26 protein-coding genes and 1 pseudogene are annotated in these 19662 nt (G+C 41.6%); 24 read left to right on the top strand and 3 right to left on the bottom strand.

Annotated elements, in window-relative coordinates:
* Positions 1 to 107: 107 nt before the first annotated feature.
* The 20 genes and pseudogenes from HUX68_RS14060 (at position 108) to HUX68_RS14155 (ending at position 13886) form a co-directional block, all read left to right on the top strand.
* A complete protein-coding gene (locus tag HUX68_RS14060) occupies positions 108 to 434 on the top strand; it encodes a KOW domain-containing RNA-binding protein (protein WP_174615418.1) in 327 nt (108 codons plus the stop codon).
* Positions 421 to 639, top strand: a complete 219-nt coding sequence (infA, locus tag HUX68_RS14065; RefSeq protein ID WP_010095735.1) for a translation initiation factor IF-1 — start codon at positions 421 to 423, stop codon at positions 637 to 639. Before HUX68_RS14060 ends, infA begins: the two co-directional genes overlap by 14 nt.
* A 35-nt stretch (positions 640 to 674) precedes the next feature.
* Positions 675 to 788, top strand: coding sequence for a 50S ribosomal protein L36 (gene rpmJ / locus HUX68_RS14070; protein ID WP_080876116.1), 114 nt, complete (start codon positions 675 to 677; stop codon positions 786 to 788).
* A 21-nt stretch (positions 789 to 809) separates the two neighbouring features.
* Positions 810 to 1175 (top strand): 30S ribosomal protein S13, encoded by a 366-nt coding sequence (gene rpsM, locus HUX68_RS14075; RefSeq protein ID WP_174615419.1) that lies wholly within the window; start codon positions 810 to 812, stop codon positions 1173 to 1175.
* Positions 1176 to 1195: 20 nt separating this feature from the next.
* Positions 1196 to 1585, top strand: a complete 390-nt coding sequence (rpsK, locus tag HUX68_RS14080; RefSeq protein ID WP_174615420.1) for a 30S ribosomal protein S11 — start codon at positions 1196 to 1198, stop codon at positions 1583 to 1585.
* Between the two features lie 231 nt (positions 1586 to 1816).
* Entirely contained in the window at positions 1817 to 2761 is a 945-nt protein-coding gene (locus tag HUX68_RS14085; protein ID WP_174615421.1) for a DNA-directed RNA polymerase subunit alpha, read from the top strand.
* A 40-nt stretch (positions 2762 to 2801) separates the two neighbouring features.
* Complete coding sequence (gene rplQ, locus HUX68_RS14090; protein ID WP_174615422.1) at positions 2802 to 3155, top strand: 50S ribosomal protein L17; 354 nt, start codon at positions 2802 to 2804, stop codon at positions 3153 to 3155.
* Between the two features lie 188 nt (positions 3156 to 3343).
* Positions 3344 to 3460, top strand: a pseudogene (locus tag HUX68_RS19620) (hypothetical protein); the annotation flags it as partial.
* Positions 3461 to 3562: 102 nt separating this feature from the next.
* On the top strand, positions 3563 to 4402 hold the full coding sequence (locus tag HUX68_RS14100) for an energy-coupling factor ABC transporter ATP-binding protein (protein ID WP_174615424.1): 840 nt from the start codon (positions 3563 to 3565) through the stop codon (positions 4400 to 4402).
* Complete coding sequence (locus HUX68_RS14105; protein WP_174615425.1) at positions 4378 to 5250, top strand: energy-coupling factor ABC transporter ATP-binding protein; 873 nt, start codon at positions 4378 to 4380, stop codon at positions 5248 to 5250. The genes HUX68_RS14100 and HUX68_RS14105 overlap by 25 nt, the downstream gene beginning before the upstream one ends.
* Entirely contained in the window at positions 5243 to 6043 is an 801-nt protein-coding gene (locus HUX68_RS14110; protein WP_174615426.1) for an energy-coupling factor transporter transmembrane component T family protein, read from the top strand. Before HUX68_RS14105 ends, HUX68_RS14110 begins: the two co-directional genes overlap by 8 nt.
* A gap of 17 nt (positions 6044 to 6060) precedes the next feature.
* The gene (gene truA / locus HUX68_RS14115) at positions 6061 to 6804 is read left to right on the top strand and encodes a tRNA pseudouridine(38-40) synthase TruA (RefSeq protein ID WP_174615427.1); all 744 of its coding nucleotides are present in this window, start codon (positions 6061 to 6063) and stop codon (positions 6802 to 6804) included.
* A 216-nt stretch (positions 6805 to 7020) separates the two neighbouring features.
* Positions 7021 to 8514, top strand: coding sequence for a peptide MFS transporter (locus HUX68_RS14120; RefSeq protein WP_174615428.1), 1494 nt, complete (start codon positions 7021 to 7023; stop codon positions 8512 to 8514).
* A gap of 186 nt (positions 8515 to 8700) precedes the next feature.
* Positions 8701 to 9138 (top strand): 50S ribosomal protein L13, encoded by a 438-nt coding sequence (gene rplM / locus HUX68_RS14125; RefSeq protein ID WP_174615429.1) that lies wholly within the window; start codon positions 8701 to 8703, stop codon positions 9136 to 9138.
* Positions 9139 to 9157: 19 nt separating this feature from the next.
* The gene (gene rpsI / locus HUX68_RS14130) at positions 9158 to 9550 is read left to right on the top strand and encodes a 30S ribosomal protein S9 (RefSeq protein ID WP_174615430.1); all 393 of its coding nucleotides are present in this window, start codon (positions 9158 to 9160) and stop codon (positions 9548 to 9550) included.
* A gap of 290 nt (positions 9551 to 9840) precedes the next feature.
* Complete coding sequence (locus tag HUX68_RS14135) at positions 9841 to 11004, top strand: GNAT family N-acetyltransferase (protein ID WP_174615431.1); 1164 nt, start codon at positions 9841 to 9843, stop codon at positions 11002 to 11004.
* Between the two features lie 122 nt (positions 11005 to 11126).
* Positions 11127 to 11801: a hypothetical protein gene (locus HUX68_RS14140; RefSeq protein ID WP_174615432.1), complete on the top strand. Its 675-nt coding sequence runs from the start codon at positions 11127 to 11129 to the stop codon at positions 11799 to 11801.
* On the top strand, positions 11798 to 13021 hold the full coding sequence (locus HUX68_RS14145) for an efflux RND transporter periplasmic adaptor subunit (RefSeq protein WP_174615433.1): 1224 nt from the start codon (positions 11798 to 11800) through the stop codon (positions 13019 to 13021). Before HUX68_RS14140 ends, HUX68_RS14145 begins: the two co-directional genes overlap by 4 nt.
* Positions 13022 to 13076: 55 nt before the next feature.
* Entirely contained in the window at positions 13077 to 13535 is a 459-nt protein-coding gene (locus tag HUX68_RS14150; RefSeq protein ID WP_174615434.1) for a DUF948 domain-containing protein, read from the top strand.
* Between the two features lie 18 nt (positions 13536 to 13553).
* Positions 13554 to 13886, top strand: coding sequence for a DUF948 domain-containing protein (locus HUX68_RS14155; RefSeq protein ID WP_174615435.1), 333 nt, complete (start codon positions 13554 to 13556; stop codon positions 13884 to 13886).
* A gap of 24 nt (positions 13887 to 13910) precedes the next feature.
* Here HUX68_RS14155 and HUX68_RS14160 read toward each other — a convergent pair whose 3' ends face one another.
* On the bottom strand, positions 13911 to 14330 hold the full coding sequence (locus HUX68_RS14160; protein WP_174615436.1) for a DUF948 domain-containing protein: 420 nt from the start codon (positions 14328 to 14330) through the stop codon (positions 13911 to 13913).
* 138 nt (positions 14331 to 14468) lie between these two features.
* Here HUX68_RS14160 and cwlD point away from each other — a divergent pair, with 138 nt between their 5' ends.
* Complete coding sequence (gene cwlD / locus HUX68_RS14165) at positions 14469 to 15194, top strand: N-acetylmuramoyl-L-alanine amidase CwlD (RefSeq protein ID WP_174615437.1); 726 nt, start codon at positions 14469 to 14471, stop codon at positions 15192 to 15194.
* Positions 15195 to 15437: 243 nt separating this feature from the next.
* Positions 15438 to 16496, top strand: coding sequence for an Mrp/NBP35 family ATP-binding protein (locus tag HUX68_RS14170; RefSeq protein WP_174615438.1), 1059 nt, complete (start codon positions 15438 to 15440; stop codon positions 16494 to 16496).
* A 55-nt stretch (positions 16497 to 16551) separates the two neighbouring features.
* On the opposite strand, the gene gerD is transcribed toward HUX68_RS14170, so the two are convergent.
* Positions 16552 to 17187 carry a spore germination lipoprotein GerD gene (gene gerD / locus HUX68_RS14175; RefSeq protein WP_246206685.1) on the bottom strand — a complete coding sequence of 212 codons (636 nt, stop codon included), beginning with the start codon at positions 17185 to 17187 and terminating at the stop codon, positions 16552 to 16554.
* Between the two features lie 132 nt (positions 17188 to 17319).
* Here gerD and HUX68_RS14180 point away from each other — a divergent pair, with 132 nt between their 5' ends.
* Entirely contained in the window at positions 17320 to 17961 is a 642-nt protein-coding gene (locus HUX68_RS14180) for a KinB-signaling pathway activation protein (RefSeq protein ID WP_174615440.1), read from the top strand.
* Between the two features lie 40 nt (positions 17962 to 18001).
* Here the strand turns inward: HUX68_RS14180 and pdaB are convergent, their stop codons facing one another.
* Positions 18002 to 18760: a polysaccharide deacetylase family sporulation protein PdaB gene (pdaB, locus tag HUX68_RS14185; RefSeq protein ID WP_174615441.1), complete on the bottom strand. Its 759-nt coding sequence runs from the start codon at positions 18758 to 18760 to the stop codon at positions 18002 to 18004.
* Between the two features lie 484 nt (positions 18761 to 19244).
* On the opposite strand from pdaB, the gene HUX68_RS14190 reads away from it, so the two are divergent.
* A complete protein-coding gene (locus HUX68_RS14190) occupies positions 19245 to 19466 on the top strand; it encodes a hypothetical protein (RefSeq protein ID WP_077323999.1) in 222 nt (73 codons plus the stop codon).
* The last annotated feature ends 196 nt before the right edge of the window (positions 19467 to 19662 follow it).

The following is a 19662-nucleotide window of genomic DNA, read 5'->3' on the forward strand; positions in this document are numbered from 1 at the left end:
GTAGTTGTTGCTGATTCATGTATTACTTGATAAAGTGACACAGGATCATAATTCGGAATTACCTTTTGAAAGGTATAAAATTAAAGCCTAAGTGAAGGTGATCGTTGTTGAGCGAAACTGATTCGATACCGCAGGCAGGTCAAGTTGTTCGCATTATGCAAGGGCGTGAGGCGGGACAATATGCAGTAGTATTGAAACTGATCGATGATCGTTTTGTCCTGCTGGCAGACGGAGAGAAACGTAAATATGATCGGCCGAAGAAAAAGAATCTTCATCATATTGAAATCATGGACTACATTTCTCCGGAAGTCCAAAACAGCCTTCTGGAAACTGGTCGTGTCACAAATGGCAAACTGCGATTTGCCATAGCAAAATTTGTCAATGAAGTTGTGACTGATTTGAAGAAGGGAGATCAACACGATGGCGAAAGATGATGTAATCGAAGTGGAAGGAACCGTTACAGAGACGTTGCCAAATGCGATGTTTAATGTAGAGCTTGAAAATGGCCATACGGTTTTGGCGCACGTATCAGGCAAAATCCGTATGCATTTCATTCGTATTTTACCAGGCGATAAGGTAACGGTAGAACTTTCCCCGTACGATTTAACCAGAGGACGAATTACGTACCGTTATAAATAGACGAGTGAGCTCCGATATAAAAGGAGGTAAAGATGATGAAAGTAAGAGCATCTGTAAAACCAATTTGTGAAAAATGCAAGGTAATCAAACGCAAAGGCAAAGTAATGGTGATTTGCGACAACCCGAAACACAAACAAAAACAAGGCTAATAAACAAGGAGGTGCGATTCTATGGCACGTATTGCAGGTATTGACATTCCACGTGATAAGCGAGTAGTTATTTCACTTACCTATGTCTATGGAGTGGGAAAAACTACTGCAAAGGAAATCCTGAAAGAAGCAGGGGTATCAGAAAGTACCCGTGTTCGTGATCTGACCGAGGATGAATTGGCTAAAATCCGTAAAGCAATTGGTGACTTCACTGTTGAAGGTGATCTTCGCCGTGAAACGTCATTAAACATTAAACGTTTAATCGAAATCGGATCTTATCGGGGAATCAGACATCGTCGCGGACTGCCGGTTCGCGGCCAAAAAACAAAAAACAATTCACGTACCCGTAAAGGTCCACGCCGTACACAGGCTAACAAGAGAAAATAACGTGAAGGAGGGTTTAAACTATGGTACGTAAAACCAATACACGGAAACGTCGTGTGAAAAAGAATATAGATACCGGAGTTGCGCATATCCGTTCTACGTTTAACAACACTATTGTTACGATTACAGATGTGCAGGGTAATTCGATCGGCTGGAGTTCAGCTGGTGCACTTGGTTTTAAAGGCTCCCGTAAATCAACGCCATTTGCTGCTCAGATGGCCGCAGAAACAGCAGCTAAATCAGCTGTTGAAAATGGCATGAAAACATTGGAAGTTACCGTTAAAGGCCCTGGTGCCGGCCGCGAAGCAGCGATTCGTTCTTTGCAGGCAGCTGGTTTGGAAGTTACAGCTATTCGTGACGTAACACCAGTTCCGCATAACGGCTGCCGCCCGCCAAAACGTCGTCGCGTATAATTGTACTGTATAGAATTTGTCACCCTGTCAATAATGGGTTATGATGGCTAAAAGTATGAGGCAGAAGAGATCTTCCCTTTGGAAGGCTTTGTGATGCAGCATGACAGCGACAAACGCGTACGTTATTATTTAAAATAGTGCAGAAATGCCTACTGCCTATTTGGGGAATTTCGGTTAGACACCCTTGTCGTCTAACCGGTATTTCGACGTTTTAAAGGAGGGTTTTATGGAATGATCGAAATTGAAAAGCCAAGAATCGAAACGGTTGAGATCAGCGATGATGCTAAATTTGGAAAGTTCGTCGTCGAACCGCTTGAACGTGGGTATGGGACTACTCTAGGAAACTCCTTGCGTCGTATCCTACTATCCTCACTCCCGGGTGCTGCTGTTACATCAGTTCAAATTGATGGTGCACAACATGAATTTTCAACAATCGATGGTGTTGTTGAAGATGTTACGACAGTCATTTTGAATCTGAAAAAACTCGCTCTGAAAATCTATTCTGATGATGAGAAGACACTGGAGATTGATGTGCAGGGGGAAGGAAAAGTTACGGCTGCAGATCTGACATATGATAGTGATGTAGAGGTATTGAATCCTGACCTGCATCTTGCAACCATTAATGGTCAAGGCAGTCTGCATATGAAGATTACTGCAGAGTCCGGCCGTGGGTATCGTCCATCTGATGCAAATAATCATGATGAGCGACCGATCGGTGTGATTCCAATCGACTCTATCTTTACACCAGTATCACGTGTAACATATCAGGTGGAGAATACCCGAGTAGGGCAAATTACGAACTACGATAAACTGACATTGGATGTGTGGACTGATGGAAGTATTCGTCCTGAAGAAGCTGTTTCTTTAGGTGCAAAAGTTTTCACAGAACATCTTAATATTTTTGTCGGATTAACAGATGAAGCACAAAATGCAGAAATTATGGTTGAAAAAGAAGAAGACCAAAAAGAAAAAGTAATGGAAATGACAATTGAGGAACTTGATTTATCTGTCAGATCCTATAATTGCTTAAAACGCGCCGGTATTAATACAGTACAAGAGCTTTCAAATAAATCTGAAGAAGACATGATGAAAGTTCGTAACCTGGGCCGTAAATCGCTGGAAGAAGTAAAAGTAAAACTGGAGGATTTAGGTTTAGGTCTGCGTGATGATGACTAATCGACACCTATAGACTTTCAAGAAAAGGGAGGGATAGTCCATGGCTCGAAAATTAGGCCGTAAGACAGATACTCGTATGGCATTGCTGCGAAACCTTGCATCTGACCTAATCATCCACGAACGGATTGAAACAACAGAAGCAAAGGCAAAAGAATTAAAAACGGTTGTAGAAAAAATGATTACGCTTGGAAAACGCGGTGATTTGCACGCACGTCGTCAGGCAGCATCATTCCTGTACAATCAGGAAGCAAATGATAATGAAAACGTAATTCAGAAACTCTTCGATGACGTTGCTGCACGCTATGAAGAAAGACAGGGCGGATATACACGTGTTCTTAAGCTGGGTGCCCGTCAAGGTGATGGAGCAAAAATGGCAATCATTGAACTAGTTTAACAATACACTGTACGCATAAGGGCAGGACAGAATCTCTTCCACGAGGTGAATCCAGGCCCTTTTTTTGTAGGATAAAGCTAAAGCGACTGTCCTGTGTGCTCATGAATGATAGATGAAGCGACTGCTTACCAAGCAGGAGCGAATCTATCAGCGGCAAAGCCAATTTTATCAGCGGCAAAGCCAATTTTATCAGCGGCAAAGCCAATTTTATCAGCGGCAAAGCCAATTTTATCAGCGGCAAAGCCAATTTTATCAGCGGCAAAGCCAATTTTATCAGCGGCAAAGCCAATTTTATCAGCGGCAAAGCCAATTTTATCAGCGGCAAAGCCAATTTTATCAGCGGCAAAGCCAATTTTATCAGCGGCAAAATGAAAATCCATGCAACGTCACCCGGGGAGGACCTAAATATGCGAAGCAAACTAATAGAGTTCAGAAATGTATCATTCAGATATGGAGAAGAGCAGTCATGGGTGTTGAAAAACTGTTCATTTGAAATCTATGAAAATGAATCGATGGCGATTATCGGTCACAATGGTTCAGGAAAGTCAACTATTGCCAAGCTGATGAATGGTCTGCTATTTCCGCAAGAGGGCGAAATATATATTGGCAATCAGAAACTGACAGAAGAAACGATTTGGGAAATCCGTAAAGACGTGGGAATGGTTTTTCAGAATCCTGATAACCAGTTTGTGGGGACAACTGTACAAGATGATGTCGCATTTGGAATGGAAAATCGTGGTATTCCCCGGGAGGAAATGGTGAAACGGATTAACGAAACATTAAATGCAACAGGAATGCTTGATTACCGGATGACGGAGCCGCATAAACTCTCCGGCGGCCAAAAACAGCGGGTTGCGATTGCCGGTGTCCTGGCGATTTTTCCAAAAGTACTTATTTTGGATGAGGCAACTGCAATGCTGGATCCAAAAGGGCGCACGGAAATTATGGATACGATCTCCAGTGTGCAAAATGAGCGTGAACTTTCCTTGATCACGATTACACATGATCTGCAGGAAGTGGTACAGGCGGAGCGTGTGATTGTGATGAATGAAGGTGAAATATGGGGAGAAGCCGTGCCAAGGGATATTTTTGCAAGAAAGGACGAGTTGCGTGAAATTGGCCTGGATGTGCCGTTTATCGCGCATTTATCCGATGAACTTAAAAAAGCAGGTATTTCAGTATCAAATGAACCACTAAATCATGAAGAACTGCTGGAGGACTTATGGACATCACATTCAACAAAGTAAGTTATGTTTATCAACCAAATACACCATTTGCCCACCAGGCACTGAAGGACTTGTCTTTTTCGGTACCATCAGGTTCATATGTTGCCATTATCGGCCACACCGGTTCGGGGAAATCGACATTGATTCAGCATTTGAATGGCCTTGTACGCCCCACATCAGGGGAAGTAACGGTCGGCGGTTTCCGCATAACCGCTGATGAAAAGCCAAAGAATATGAAGGATTTGCGCAGCCGTGTTGGTGTTGTCTTTCAATATCCGGAACACCAATTATTTGAAGAAACGGTTGAGAAAGATATAGCTTTCGGTCCGGAAAATTTTGATGTGCCAAAAGAAGAAATTAGCGAACGGATCGATGAAATCATTCCGGAAGTTGGGCTCTCGGAAGAGCTGATGCAGCGTTCGCCGTTTGAATTGAGTGGCGGACAGATGCGAAGAGTTGCGATTGCAGGGGTGCTGGCAACGCAGCCGGAGATTCTTTTGTTGGACGAGCCGACTGCCGGACTTGATCCCCGTGGCCAAAAGGAAATGATGGAAATGTTCTATGATATGCATACAAAACAGGGACAAACGACGGTTCTCGTTACCCATAGCATGGAAGATGCGGTGAAATATGCGGACCACGTGATTATTTTAAACAACGGAACAAAATATATGGAAGGAACCCCTGAGGAGGTTTTTTCGCGAAAAGAAGCCTTGCAGAAGGTTCAGTTGGATGTACCGGAAATGGTTCGTTTTTTGAATGCATTTGAGGATAAATTTGGACAGTCCATCCCCTTTAGACGGCAAACGATAGCCGAAGCGGCAGATGATATCAGGCAGCTTCTCAAAGGGGGCGGCTGCCATGAATAATGCACTCATAATCGGTCAGTATGTTCCCGGCCAGTCGCTTGTCCATAAACTTGACCCGCGGACAAAAATAACGATCATTTTTTTCTTCGTGTTTGTTGTGTTTTTTGCAAATTCGGTCTGGAGCTACGGCATATTAACTGCTTTTGCCCTGGCTAGTACGTTTACGACCCGAATTCCGTTGCGTTTTATTGTCAAGGGCCTGACACCTATATGGTTCTTAATCGTATTTACTTTTATCCTGCACCTGATTGTCACAAAACAGGGTGAGGTGCTGTTTGAAGTGTTTTCATTTGAAATATATACCGGCGCACTTATTCAGGGATTCGCCATATCAATGCGCTTTTTTCTATTGATTCTTGTAACTTCGCTTCTGACGCTGACTACGACACCGATTGAAATCACAGATGCTATTGAGGAAATACTGCATCCGTTAAAAAAAGTAAAATTTCCAGTTCATGAACTGGCGCTGATGATGTCGATCTCACTACGTTTCATTCCAACACTTCTTCAGGAAACGGAAAAAATATCAAAAGCACAGGCATCGCGTGGGGTGGATTTTCGGACTGGGACAATCAAAGAGCGAGTGAAAGCGGTTGTGCCTTTGCTTGTTCCGTTATTTGTCAGTGCCTTTAAACGTGCCGAGGAGCTTGCCATGGCGATGGAAGCGCGTGGCTATCAAGGCGGGGAAGGACGGTCTAAGCTCCGTGAATTAAAAATTGAAAAACGTGATATTGCCATTTATATTGTATTTATATGTGTAGTGGCAGGTTTGTTATGGACGAGAAACTATTAAAGGGCGGCTGAAACAACATGACAAAAATAAAATGTACAATAAGCTATGACGGAACCAACTTTTCAGGCTTTCAGATTCAGCCCCGGCAGCGCACTGTACAAGGTGAATTGGAAAAAGCACTGCGGCGGATCCATAAAGGAGAACATATTCGCATACATGCATCCGGGCGGACCGATACCGGGGTTCATGCTAAAGGTCAGATGATTCACTTTAAAACAGCTTATCAGTTGCCCGTTAATAATTGGAAAATGGCAATTAACACCCTTTTACCCGATGATTTATATGTGCATGAAGTGGAGAATGCTGACGATACATTTCACGCCCGGTATGATGTGATGGAGAAAGAATACCGGTATTATGTATGGAATGAGCGGGAAAAGGATGTTTTTAGGCAACATTATTACTATCAGTTTCCCTATCGACTCGATATGAACGCAATGCAGCGTGCGTGTAATTTTTTGGAAGGTGAGCATGACTTTACCACTTTTTCATCGGCCAAAGCCTCCATAAAAGGAAGTAAAATCCGGAATATGTATGAGGTGTCATGCAACAGGGAGGGCAGTACAATTGAATTTGTCTTCCGCGGGAGCGGCTTTTTATATAATATGGTTCGGATCATTGTCGGGGCACTGTTGGATATCGGACAGGGGAAGCGGGATTCGGATGACATTGCAAAACTGCTCATGAAAAAAGATCGTCGGCTGTTGGGGGATACTGTACCGGCACAGGGATTGTATCTTTGGAAAGTAACATATAAGTGAACTTTCAAAAACTTGGACTATTGTACCAAGTTTTTTTAATTTAATATGCTATTGCGATTTTTTTCCTTTTTCGGTCAGTTGACAGCCGACAGATCGGGGAATATGATGGTACGTGCCCTTATTTTTTCGACAAATTGGCTAATAAAAAATCAGAAAAAATTAAAATTTAAACACAGCTGATTTGTACAGCTCAAAAAGAGAAGGAGTTTTTACATCATGGGGAAGATTAATAAGGATAAGATAGTCCAAAGTGTGCCCCAACGTGGCTTTTTTGGACAGCCTAAAGGTTTATTCACTTTGTTTTTTACAGAGTTTTGGGAGCGCTTTTCCTACTATGGAATGCGGGCGCTGCTGCTATTTTACATGTACGATCAAATTGTCAATGGTGGTCTGGGTATCGACAGAGATATAGCAACGTCCATCATGGCAGTCTATGGTGCACTTGTTTATATGACTGGTGTTATCGGGGGATGGATTGCTGACCGATTGCTTGGTACACAGCAAACCATTTTCTATGGTGGAATACTCATTATGATTGGTCATATTATACTTGCAATGCCAATGGCCGTAACAGGGTTATTCCTTTCCATTCTCTTTATTACAATTGGTACAGGATTATTGAAGCCAAATGTTTCAAGTGTCGTCGGGGATATGTACAGTGAGAAGGATACACGCCGCGACTCCGGTTTCAGCATTTTTTATATGGGAATTAATATGGGGGCATTAATTGCACCATTTGTAGTCGGTACAGTTGGTCAGGAATACAATTATCACTTGGGCTTCAGTCTGGCTGCAATCGGAATGCTGCTCGGGTTGATTCTTTTCGTAGTTACACGTAAGAAATACCTGGGTCTTGCCGGAACATATGTGGCTAACCCGTTGGATGATGGTGAGAGGAAGACAGTATTCAAACGGTTTGGAATTGGTGCTGTTATCGTTGCTATTTTACTTGTTATTACCATTCCAACCAATATACTGACGATCACAACATTCACGTATTTAGTCAGTTTCTTGGGGATAGCTATTCCGACAGCATACTTCATTGTCATGTATAAAAGCCCGAGAACAGATGAAGTGGAACGTTCACGTATTTTAGCATATATCCCATTGTTCGTTGCATCTATGGTGTTTTGGGCAATTCAGGAACAGGGTTCTATTATTCTTGCATTATATGCGAAAGAACGAACTGAATTAAGCTTTATGGGTATTGATTTATATGCATCATGGTTTCAGTCGTTAAATCCGTTGTTCATTATCTTCCTGGCACCGGTTTTTGCCGCGATGTGGGTGAAACTTGGCAACCGTCAGCCGTCAACCCCGAAGAAGTTCTCCCTGGGGGTAATTTTTGGCGGAATATCATTTATGGTTCTGATTTTCCCGGCTATGATCAACGGAACCGAAACATTGGTAAGTCCATTATGGCTGGTGCTTAGTTTCTTCCTTGTCGTATTAGGTGAACTTTGCCTGTCACCGGTTGGATTGTCTGCAACAACAAAGCTTGCACCAGCAGCATTCTCTGCACAAACGATGAGTCTATGGTTTATGTCCAATGCAGCCGGACAAGCTGTTAATGCACAGATCGTTAAGTTGTATGATCCGTCAACCGAAATTGTCTATTTTGGTATTATTGGTGGTATTGCTGTTTTAGCTGGTATCGTTTTGTTTGCATTTTCGAAAAAAATCCAAGTATACATGCGTGGGGTTTTATAGGGCGTTATGACAGTTCCTCTCAATTGGGAGGAACTGTTTTAATGTAATGCTTGACAAAGCTGTTATTTATGGTATATGATGATTTGTGGCATTTTATTTCTAAACCATGATTAGCCCCGGAAACTAATTATGTTAAAATATAGGAATAACATTGAAACGATATTGAAATATGGAGGGAAACCCATCATGCGCACAACTTTCATGGCGAATGAAGCTAATATTGAACGCAAATGGCTTGTTGTGGATGCTGAAGGCCAACGCTTAGGCCGTTTGGCAAGTGAGGTTTCTGCAATCCTGCGCGGAAAGCATAAACCAACTTATACACCACACGCTGATACAGGTGATCATGTGATCATCATTAACGCTGACAAAATAGAACTTACAGGTAACAAAATGAACGACAAAATGTATTATCGTCATTCAAACCATCCAGGTGGTTTGAAATCACGAAATGCTGAAGAAATGCGTACAAAATACCCGGAACAAATGCTGGAACTTACAGTGAAAGGTATGCTTCCAAAAGGTCCGCTTGGCCGTAGAATGGGTAAAAAACTGCACGTATTCAGAGGATCCGAACACAATCATCAAGCTCAAAAACCGGAAGTTTACGAGCTTCGCGGATAATTAAAAGGAGGTAAAGCAATTGGCACAAGTACAATATTATGGCACTGGTCGTCGTAAAAGATCAACTGCACGTGTACGTTTGGTTCCAGGAACCGGCCGTGTACTGATTAATGATCGTGATGCTCAAGACTATTTCCCATATGAAACCCAACTGTTAATTTTGAATCAGCCACTGGCAAGCACTGAAACGCAAGGAACGTATGACGTACTGGTAAATGTTGATGGTGGAGGATTTACTGGTCAGGCAGGTGCAATCCGTCACGGAATCGCACGTGCACTACTTAAAGCAGATCCTGAATACCGTGCAACATTGAAGCGCGAAGGATATCTGACTCGTGATGCTCGCGAAACAGAACGTAAGAAATACGGTCTCAAAGGCGCTCGTCGTGCACCACAATTCTCCAAGCGTTAATATCGCTTTTGCAAAAGCTCTCTTCCCTTATGCGGGGAAGAGGGCTTTTTTTGTTGGGGAAAACCTGTTGAGTGGAAATGCCGATAGAAATATTGTTTTCACCGTTAGAATTGCGAAATTCGCCGATAGAAAGTTAATTTTCGCCGATAGAATAAAAAATTCGCCGTTAGAACAAATACCAACAAGATAAAAGCTGTCGAAATTCCATGATTCGACAATCGGTTATGTTGGAGCTTTATGAGGAAATTAATGTATGATTGTAATATAAAATCGAAACTGGGGGAAAGGCAATGCCGTACATAAAAACACTGACCGAATATGATTATTCAGCAATTTTCGACCTGTCACAATTTGCGTTTCAATATCGGTTGTCGGAGATGGAATTTCGTAAAAAAGTAGAAGAAGTGCAACGACATATTATATGGGGATGGATGTCGAATGATGAACTGGCGGCAAAATTGCATCTGATCCCGCTCACCTGCTATATCAATGGTAAAGTTTTCAAAATGGGCGGGATTAGTGCGGTTGCAACATGGCCTGAGTATCGTCGTCAAGGTGCGGTTAAAGATTTGTTGCATCATGCCCTGCTATATATGAAAGAACACGGCCATACCATCTCATTTCTTCATCCTTTTTCATTTGGCTTTTACCGAAAGTACGGGTGGGAAACAGCTTTTGTTGAAAAACATTACTCCATCCCGCTTGCCAATTTGAAGAAAAATTGGGGTGTAAATGGTTATGTTCGACAGATACATGATGATATCGGGATGCTTCACGAAATTTATACAATTTACGCCAGCCAATTCAATGGAACACTTGTCAGGGATGAAAATTGGTGGAAACAGCGAGTATTGAAAGGTAATGATCATGTGGCGGCAGCATATGATGATGATCAGAGTCCGGAAGCGTACATTATCTATCAGGTGAAAAATGACGTTTTTACAGTAAAAGAGTTGGTATATAACACGCTCAATGGCTGGAAGCAGTTACTGAGATTTATTGCCAATCATGATTCAATGGCGGAAAAAGTCGAAATGGCTGTGCCGGAATATGACAATCTTCCACTTCTGCTTGATGAGCCGCGATTCGACCAAAAACTGCAGCCTTATTTCATGGCGCGGATTGTCGATGTGCAACGTTTTCTGGAACAATATCCGTTTGAACTGTCGGATCATCAAGTACTGCCTGCATTACAGATCGAGGATGATTTTTTGTCTGACAATAATGGCACGTACCAGCTCACCCGCTCCGGTACGGGTGTATCCTGTCTGAAAACGTCGACTGATCGGAAAACAATCCAATGCACTGTCCAGCAGTTAATTTCTATGCTGATGGGATATAAGCGGCCGACAGAGCTGTATCAAACGGGTTTGATTTCCGGCCCGCCTGAACAGCTGCAAATTTTGGAAAATATTGTACCTGATCAACATACCTATTTTCCGGATTTTTATTAATAATAGGAAAAATTGCCTATTATGTTCATAAAATATCGAAAATGATAGGATATTGATGAAATTTACGTTAAAATAGGAAATAGGTAGATATTGACAGGATTTGACTAAAAGGACTGTGGTACATGCTCTATCGGGTAAATCTCTTAAACTTCTTTTTTCCAATAGATGATAATTTATATCGTATTCGTGAGGCAGAAGCGTTGAAAAATCATTGGAAAGTTTGTTGGCTGCTCTTGCTGTTAAGTGCAGTTGTACATGGGTGGATGGCCGGACTTGGCCTTGGAACACAACCTATTTCCGTTAATGCGACAGCTTTCAGCCAGCTTCAGTATGAAATGACGAAATTCTGGTTTGTTTTAGGCAGGATTGGTTTTGCTGTTTTATTTGTTTTACTTGTATTATTTGTGCCATCTTATATATTTTATCTGTTGACAGGGATACCATACAAAAAACTGCTGATTATGCAGCAAATTGTTTTGTTCATTATGCTGATGGAACGGGTTTTATGGATTCCGCTTGCAGTTTTCTGGGGATTGGACTGGCATGTCTCTCCGTGGTCTTTTGGAATTATTGCATCCTATTTCACGGCTAAAACATGGATTATTTACTTTTTCGGTGCAATATCCCTTTTCCAATTTTGGATTATTTGGTTTCAGGCAAGATTTATCTGTTACCTGGCTGATGTCAGCAGACGTTGGGTCTGGACAGGTATTATTTTTCTACATATTTTGTATTGGATTCTTGCGGCAGCATTGGCCGTTACAGATATTCATTTACTTGGCGGGTGGTTTGGATGAATCGCAGAAAGCTAATACTTGTATTAACCGGACTCTTTATTGCAGTAAACTGTTTCCTTGTTTATTTGGATGATGATGAAAATGTTCAACGATTGTCTTATATTGATGAATGGTCTGTAATCGGGACGAAAGATATGTATGAAACGATCGAAACGGCTGGTGTTTTAGCATCAGCTGCTACAAAAAATGTTTATTTTGACGAAGAAAAAGGCAGTTTCTTGGAGTTTCAGATTAAAGATGGCGCAAAAATAAACATTGGCGATCCGCTTTTTACATATGAACCACGCAACTACTATGACACAAAAGCACAGTTGGAGAGTGAAGTAAGTAAGTTGAATGGTCAGATTGCGGCAATTGAGGAGGCCATTGCGAATATTTCCGCTTTTCAGGCACCTCCGTCAGATCTAGAGGCTCAATTTGAAGGAGAAAATGCTCAATTTGATCTGACACACGAGCCTGTTGAAGTGGAATATATGAAAGAAGCATATATTGCAGAGAAGGAAAAAGAACTTGCCCAGAAACAAGCGGAACTGGAAAGTATTCAGGCACAATTATCTGATTTGGAGTCAACCGGTGATACAATTACCGTTGAAAGCCCTTATCAAGGGCAGGTGACCAACTTGTCGGAATCACTCAATAATCCGGTTGTCACTATTCGGGATCAGCAACTGCAGGCGACTGGCAGACTTACAGAAAATGAGCGCATGAAGGTGGAACCGGAGATGCCTGTTGAAGTGGATATTCAGAAAAATGACAGCGTTTTGCAGGGAACCTTGTCCTCCATCGACGATATGCCAGAGACTGTTAACATTCATACAACCAGTATGTATCCGTTTGAGGTGAAGTTTGAGGAGAATAGCGATATGGAAGGTTTGCTGCCAGGTTATCATGCTGATTTGAAAATCACCACCAACGCCTCTCCTGATGCAACGGTTGTCCAGGGAAACCAGTTGTTGGACAAGAACGTGTGGAAAATGACCAGTGAAGGATTTCTGCAAAAACAAAAGGTGGAAACAGGCATTCATATGGACAATTTTTATGAAATAAAACAGGGAGCAAATCCTGGTGAATGGGCAGCACAGGATGATTGGGACCAATTTCGTGACGGAGCAGTATTTATTACGGGATTGAATGTAAAAGACATACAATGGAAACGTATTGGGAAATATGATAATGTCAGTTGGAAGAGATATTTTATTACGGGCCTTTTAGCCAGGTGACGTTTTAATTCAGACTGCTGGTGGTAAATCAGTTTACAAGGGAGGTACATAACCAATGGATTTCGTATATATTGGAATTCTATTTTGTGCATTGGCATTTGCACTCATCACAATCTATATGTGCTATGTGTTAATACGTGTTTCAAATTCGATGAAATCGCTTGGCAATTCATTAGGTGAAGTCGAGAAAAAGCTCCATTACCTGACTCCGGAACTGCGAAATACGCTGCAGGAAACGGAAAAACTTGTTGACGACTTTAATGATAAGGTAACTGCAACAGATGGTCTGTTTGACGCGATGGACAATACTGGTCATGCAATAAATGCCGGCAGCCGGCTTTTGGACAAGCAAACCAAAAAGCTCCCGGAGTATGACTCACCAGAATCGATTGCACGTCTGACAGAGGGCGCCAAATGGGGAGAAGTTGCCTTCAAGCTTTTCCGGCGATTGAAAAAGAAAAGTGTAAAAAACGAGTTAATGGTTCAGAAAAAAAATCTGCCTGCAAAGAAATAAAAGAAACGAGGGATAAAGATGACATTGACAGGAATTGGAGTAATATTTATTGGAGTGGCTTTTTTAGTGCTTGCCATTTACCTTGCATGGACATTAAACAACCTGGCAAACATTCTCCGGGGTATCGAAAAAACAGTTGAACCGCTTCCCGACCAGCTTGATGATATTTTCCGGGAAACAGGGAGCCTGATTAACCATACAAATGATACACTTTCCGATGTGAATGATAAATTGCGGACGCTGAGCCCGTTATTTTATATGTTAGGTGATGTTGGTGAAATGTCCAGAAAGCTGACAACTCCACTGGCTAAATTCAATGTATCACGGAAAAAGAAAACAGATGAAAAGTAAAAAATCCCCATTACAGGGGATTTTTTAATTAGATGCTTTATTTCGCTGAAAAATGCAATATCCCAGGGTCATGATTCCATAAATCCATTCCAGATTATTCCGTTTAATCGCAGAATCATTTTCTAATTTTTCTCTCATCGTTGTGTTGACTTTAATTAATGAGGAAGACAGGCCGCGGGTTGTATTTCCCATATCACCGATCAGTTGAAAAAGCGGACTTAATTCATTCATCTGCTTGTTTACCTGATTTATGGCATCTCTCCCGGCACTGATGGCGCTGGTTGTCTCGCTGGTAATATCAGCAACCTGATCAGGCAGTTCATCCGTTGTCTTCTGCAGACTGGCAAATAGTTCGGTCAAATTTTTCAGTGGTTTAATCAAGAAAAATACAAGTCCCAAAAATGCAAGTCCGATAATAATGACGCCAATACCTATCCAATCCATTCAAAACACTCCTTCCAGCATGTTCTTTGCTAATTATAATACCACAGCTGCGTTTTTCTAAACCATTTCCTGTACTAATCATAAACCACTCGCTCGTCCCATACAATAGTGCAAGCAGAATTATAAGGAGCGAGTGCTATGGGACGATTTAAAAAGGTATTTTTATGGGGTGTTGGTTTTATCATTTTAGCTTTTCTTATTCAATATCCGATAAATAAGGTCGATTCCACATGGAAAGCGTGGACATTGCCACTGGCGGGAAAAACAATTGTGCTTGATCCCGGGCATGGCGGTCCGGATGGCGGAGCGGTCGGCAAAGACGAGACACTTGAAAAGGATATTGCGCTTGCAATTGCGAAAAAAACGCGGGATTTTTTACAGCAGGCAGGGGCTCTCGTCTATTTAACCAGGGAGAATGACAGAGATCTGGCAAGAGAAGATACGGCAGGGCTGTCACGGAGAAAATCGGAGGACATCCGCAACCGGCTGGAATTTATTAAGGAGAAAGATGCGGACTTTTTTCTGACTATCCATTTAAATGCTTTATCGTCAACCAAATGGAGTGGTGCACAAACTTTTTATTTCCCGAGGTATGACAAAAGCAGGCACCTTGCTAAAATGATTCAGGCTGAAATCATTCGTAACTTGGAAAACACTGACAGAGAGGCACTGCCAATTAAGGGGGTATACTTGCTTAAACATGCGGAAATTCCAGGTGCATTGGTCGAGGCCGGGTTTCTTTCGAATGAACATGAGCGGGAACACCTGAAAAAAGATGATTATCAGCGGAAAATGGCCGGAAGTATTTATCAGGGAATTTTGAAGTATGTAACCGAAGAGCCTGCGGAAGATGACCGAAACTGACTGCGGCCGGACACAGGCTTAACCCTTGGAACCACGGTATAAAAGCATAGAGAATGAATGCATTGGCAAAAGGAATCTATCCAGTATGAATGGATGCGAACCATGTGGCTGAGCGGTCGCTTCTACTTTCCCAAATATGATTCAAATCACTTAGAAATTGTGTGATTTGTGTTATACTTGCGTTGTGTGCAAAAATATAATGACATTGCTATAAATACGCTAGGAAAGGGATGGTGACTGGCCGTGCTATCAAAAGAACAAGTGAAGGAATTGCTCGATTCTGTTAATGATCCATTTTTACATAGAACGATTGGGGAAACAGGCGGGGTAAAAGAGGTTAACATTAAAGAAGAGAAAAAACATGTCAGTGTTAAGATAGGAATAGGTAAGACAAATACTGCAGAGCAAATGCAGCTGCAGCAGGAAATCGTCGGTATCCTGAAGAAAAATGGTGCATCAACTGTCGGACTTCGTTTTGAACAATTGCCTGATGAAGTAATTCGGAAGTATCAGCCTGCAGCAGAGGAAGCGCAGGAGAAAAGTCTGTTAGGCGGTGGAAAACATCCTAACTTTATTGCTGTTTCCAGCGGTAAAGGTGGTGTTGGCAAGTCTACAGTAACAGTGAACCTTGCGATGTCGCTGATGCGGCTTGGCAAAAAGGTCGGCATTATTGATGCGGATATTTACGGGTTTAGTGTACCTGATATGATGGGTGTGGAAGAACGTCCCGCTGTCCGTGGTGAGAAGATTATCCCGGTTGAACGTTTCGGAGTAAAAGTAATTTCCATGGGCTTCTTTGTGGAGGATAATTCGCCGATTATTTGGCGCGGACCAATGCTCGGTAAAATGCTGAACAGCTTTTTCAAGGAAGTGGAATGGGGCGACCTGGACTATTTGCTGCTGGATTTACCGCCGGGAACTGGTGACATTGCCATGGACGTGCATGAGATGCTGCCAACCTGTAAAGAAATAATAGTATCCACGCCGCATCCAACTGCTGCGTTTGTTGCTGCACGTGCAGGACAGATGGCAATCAAAACAGAACACGAAATTTTAGGTGTCGTGGAAAACATGGCATATTTTGAAAGTAAAAAAACAGGCGAGAAAGAATATGTTTTCGGTAAAGGCGGGGGTAAAAAACTTGCAGAAGTACTGAAAACACAGGTGCTCGGACATTTGCCGCTTCAGCAGCCCTACGAAGAAGAGGACGAGTTCGCTCCTTCTGTTTATCAGGAAGACCATCCACTCGGGAAAGAATACCATAAAATAGCTGCAAAAGTTATTGCGAAAGTGGACGAATAACTGGAGCAGCATTTGAAAAGAAAAAAGAGGTGGCAATTAACTGTCACCTCTTTTATTATTGGCCTCCAGAGTTGGATCCGCCTGACTGACCGCTCTGCCCACTTTGCCCGCTTTGACCGCTTTTTGATTGGCCTCCCTGCTGTTTACCTTGTTCTTCCGCTGCCTTTAACAATATTTCCGACATCTTGGCCTGAAACATTGGTGACTGCAATGTTTCCTGAATTGTTTTCTCAAGATGTTTACGGAACTCCTGACCTTTCATAACGCTGAGCATTTGTTTGTCAATTTGCGGGTTTTGCATCAGCTCCAGCATCTGTTTTTGATAATCCGGGTCTTTCATCAGATCTTTCATCAATTTTTTATGCTCATCAGCCATCGCTTCGGCATATGCTTTGACAAATTTAGGATCCTCAAATAACTTTGTCCACATATCTTTGGCTTTATCAGAAGTAAGCACTTCATTTAATGATTTCTTGACAGCATCTGACTGAATCACAAGCTGCTGTTTCATTTTTTCATCAGATAATATCTCTCTCAGTGCTTTTTTACCATCTTCTGTCTGTAATATATCCACAACCATTTTTTTGGTCGTATCATAATCAGCTTCTTTGCCCGCAGTACTTCCCCCATTGCAAGCACTAAGAACAACAACGAGCATGCTTATAAATAAAATACATAGTGCCCGTTTCACTTGGAATTCCTCCTTCCTCTCATGTTTAATATGAGTGTGAAGCAGAAAAAATATGCACATTATAGAGGAAAAGTGGGATGCTTCATGATAAAATAGGCTTGAAAGTTGAACAAACACTAGGAGGAAAACAGATTGAATAGTCGAAAGTGGGTTGGGTTGTTTTTAAAAACGCTTCTTTTAGGCGGGATTACTGGATTAATTACCAGTTTTTTTGTAAAAACTGCTTCGTATACTAAAATTTTAAATCCAATTGATTTTATGGAACTAACTGGACTAATCATATTTTTTGTCGGATTGGGACTTGTATTCAGTGTAATCAGTCAGACCGGCTTTTTTGCGTATTTGTTTCTTAATCAGTTGGGACTTAGTCTGTTTCGGACGTTTTGGCCGACGGTTCAAGTGCTGCTGATTGCTTTTGTGGTATTTGATTTGATTTATTTCCCTTATAGTGCGTCAAATGGTGAGGTTCCATTATACTTATACATACTGATGTCGGCGGGGATCCTTGGATATGGATGGATTATTGCTAAACTGAAGGCTCGTGCAACGAATCAGCGTGCATTTATTCCAGCACTATTTCTAATGGTCGTTATGACTGCAATTGAATGGGTTCCCGGACTTCGGACGAGTGGAGCGGATTATGCATGGTTAATGATTATCCCGTTGCTTGCCTGTAACACGTATCAACTGCTTGTTTTACACAAAATTACAAACAGTTCCACAGAACAAGTTGAAAATGGCAGTAAAACACAAGCAGGTTCAAAAAATGCCTGATAAAAGCCGTATCACCGGTTCAGGTGATACGGCCTAAATCTTAATCCACGATTTTAGCCTCGGCATGCGCCTGATTAATCAGTTCCGAAACGGAGACAAATTGGAATCCTTTGTTTTTTAATCCCGGAAGAATAGTATTTAGCGCCTTTCCGGTCTGTTTCACAGAATCCGATGCATGCATCAGAATGATATCACCGTTTTCTGTTTTATTCATGACAGTGTTGACAATTTGCTGTGTCCCAGGATTTTCCCAATCATGCGGATTAACATTCCAGTGAACTACTTTATAATCCATTTCCTCAGCAAGTTCAATAATTTCCTTGTTAAAATGACCACTCGGCGGTCGGAGTAAATTTACCTCTTTATAGCCTAGTTTATTAAAAACCTCTCTGGCGTGCTGCAAATCCTTCTTTACCTGTTCAAGCTCCATATCCAGGTAGCTCTCATACCGGTAGCCAAGCATTCCGAGCTCGTGCTTGCCCTTCGTAATTTTCTCCAATATTTTTGGATGGCGCTCAGCCCACTCACCACTAACAAAGAACGTAGCTTGTACATTATGCTTTTTCAGCTGTTTTAAAATATCGTGAGCTTTTTCTTCTCCCCAGCTTATGTTAAATGTTAGGGCAATATTGGACTGGTCAGCATTTCCCCTAGTAAAAGCTGCAGGTTCTTCTTTGGAAAAAACAGCCAAAGAGCCTATGCTTTCAAACCACAATAATAACGCGGTAAAGAAGGCAAATAAGACAACAACCGACCATCGTTTCCACTTGTTAAGTTTCCAGACATAAAAATGACTCATGATAATTCCTCCCAATCGTCGTTATCATATTTTATGAGTGGAAATCAGTAATATGAACAAGCCATTGTATTTTGTCTGAATTATTAAAGGGAAGAATCAAAAGATGTTGTGTTTATTTACTTAAACTTAATATTAACCGACCTAATTCGATAATTATTTCGAATAAATATGGTGATAACGTTCAAACTTAGTAAGAGAGATATTTAACTGTCTTTTGTTGCCTGAATTACTTTAGTCTGGTTGCTTTTTCATGTTATGCGTACAGCGGATAGCAAGTATTACTCCATTCGGATAATCAGCATTCCCATATTGGAATCATCATACGGGGAAGTTATACACGTTTTAATCCGGAAAATAAGGGTAAGTTTTAATTGATTGGGTGGCGGACAAGAATGCATAAATTTCGTACTTGCATAAGTACAACTCAGGCTAAAAGCTTGGCGAAAAACCAATTGTTCTAATAGAAGGTATTGAGGTGAATGTAATGCTTGGATTGTTAATTAATGATGTTGAACAAAAGGAAATGGAGTACTTACTGAAACGTGAACTGGAAGAATTATTGATGGACCTGGAAGATCACAGGATTGATCATATGGTCAAACGTGCAATGAGGGAAAGATACCAGATTTTGTTTAATCTGTTCCGCCGTGTCGCAAGCGAGCAGGAATGCATCAAATATATGCCGAGACGCACAGAAAATCAATGAACATACCAGCAGCTTGATTCAGCCAAAAAATCTTTTAGGATTTTTTGGCTTTTTCTATTGAACTTAACAGATATATGTGCTATATTATTTTCTGTTGTCAATAAAGCAACAACACTTTCTGAGCCATTTAAACTTTCTTAGCAGTTAAAGGAGTATAAAATTCTTTCTTACTGCATAAGTGCAAATATGGCTATTA

This window comes from Virgibacillus ihumii, from assembly GCF_902726655.1.
GTDB classification, from domain to species: domain Bacteria; phylum Bacillota; class Bacilli; order Bacillales; family Amphibacillaceae; genus Lentibacillus; species Lentibacillus ihumii.

Coding starts and splice junctions, on each gene's coding strand:
- infA (WP_010095735.1), top strand. CDS start 421: ATGGCGAAAGATGATGTAATCGAAGTGGAAGGAACCGTTACAGAGACG.
- rpmJ (WP_080876116.1), top strand. CDS start 675: ATGAAAGTAAGAGCATCTGTAAAACCAATTTGTGAAAAATGCAAGGTA.
- rpsM (WP_174615419.1), top strand. CDS start 810: ATGGCACGTATTGCAGGTATTGACATTCCACGTGATAAGCGAGTAGTT.
- rpsK (WP_174615420.1), top strand. CDS start 1,196: ATGGTACGTAAAACCAATACACGGAAACGTCGTGTGAAAAAGAATATA.
- HUX68_RS14085 (WP_174615421.1), top strand. CDS start 1,817: ATGATCGAAATTGAAAAGCCAAGAATCGAAACGGTTGAGATCAGCGAT.
- rplQ (WP_174615422.1), top strand. CDS start 2,802: ATGGCTCGAAAATTAGGCCGTAAGACAGATACTCGTATGGCATTGCTG.
- HUX68_RS14100 (WP_174615424.1), top strand. CDS start 3,563: ATGCGAAGCAAACTAATAGAGTTCAGAAATGTATCATTCAGATATGGA.
- HUX68_RS14105 (WP_174615425.1), top strand. CDS start 4,378: ATGGACATCACATTCAACAAAGTAAGTTATGTTTATCAACCAAATACA.
- HUX68_RS14110 (WP_174615426.1), top strand. CDS start 5,243: ATGAATAATGCACTCATAATCGGTCAGTATGTTCCCGGCCAGTCGCTT.
- truA (WP_174615427.1), top strand. CDS start 6,061: ATGACAAAAATAAAATGTACAATAAGCTATGACGGAACCAACTTTTCA.
- HUX68_RS14120 (WP_174615428.1), top strand. CDS start 7,021: ATGGGGAAGATTAATAAGGATAAGATAGTCCAAAGTGTGCCCCAACGT.
- rplM (WP_174615429.1), top strand. CDS start 8,701: ATGCGCACAACTTTCATGGCGAATGAAGCTAATATTGAACGCAAATGG.
- HUX68_RS14135 (WP_174615431.1), top strand. CDS start 9,841: ATGCCGTACATAAAAACACTGACCGAATATGATTATTCAGCAATTTTC.
- HUX68_RS14140 (WP_174615432.1), top strand. CDS start 11,127: ATGCTCTATCGGGTAAATCTCTTAAACTTCTTTTTTCCAATAGATGAT.
- HUX68_RS14145 (WP_174615433.1), top strand. CDS start 11,798: ATGAATCGCAGAAAGCTAATACTTGTATTAACCGGACTCTTTATTGCA.
- HUX68_RS14150 (WP_174615434.1), top strand. CDS start 13,077: ATGGATTTCGTATATATTGGAATTCTATTTTGTGCATTGGCATTTGCA.
- HUX68_RS14155 (WP_174615435.1), top strand. CDS start 13,554: ATGACATTGACAGGAATTGGAGTAATATTTATTGGAGTGGCTTTTTTA.
- HUX68_RS14160 (WP_174615436.1), bottom strand. CDS start 14,330: ATGGATTGGATAGGTATTGGCGTCATTATTATCGGACTTGCATTTTTG.
- cwlD (WP_174615437.1), top strand. CDS start 14,469: ATGGGACGATTTAAAAAGGTATTTTTATGGGGTGTTGGTTTTATCATT.
- pdaB (WP_174615441.1), bottom strand. CDS start 18,760: ATGAGTCATTTTTATGTCTGGAAACTTAACAAGTGGAAACGATGGTCG.
- HUX68_RS14190 (WP_077323999.1), top strand. CDS start 19,245: ATGCTTGGATTGTTAATTAATGATGTTGAACAAAAGGAAATGGAGTAC.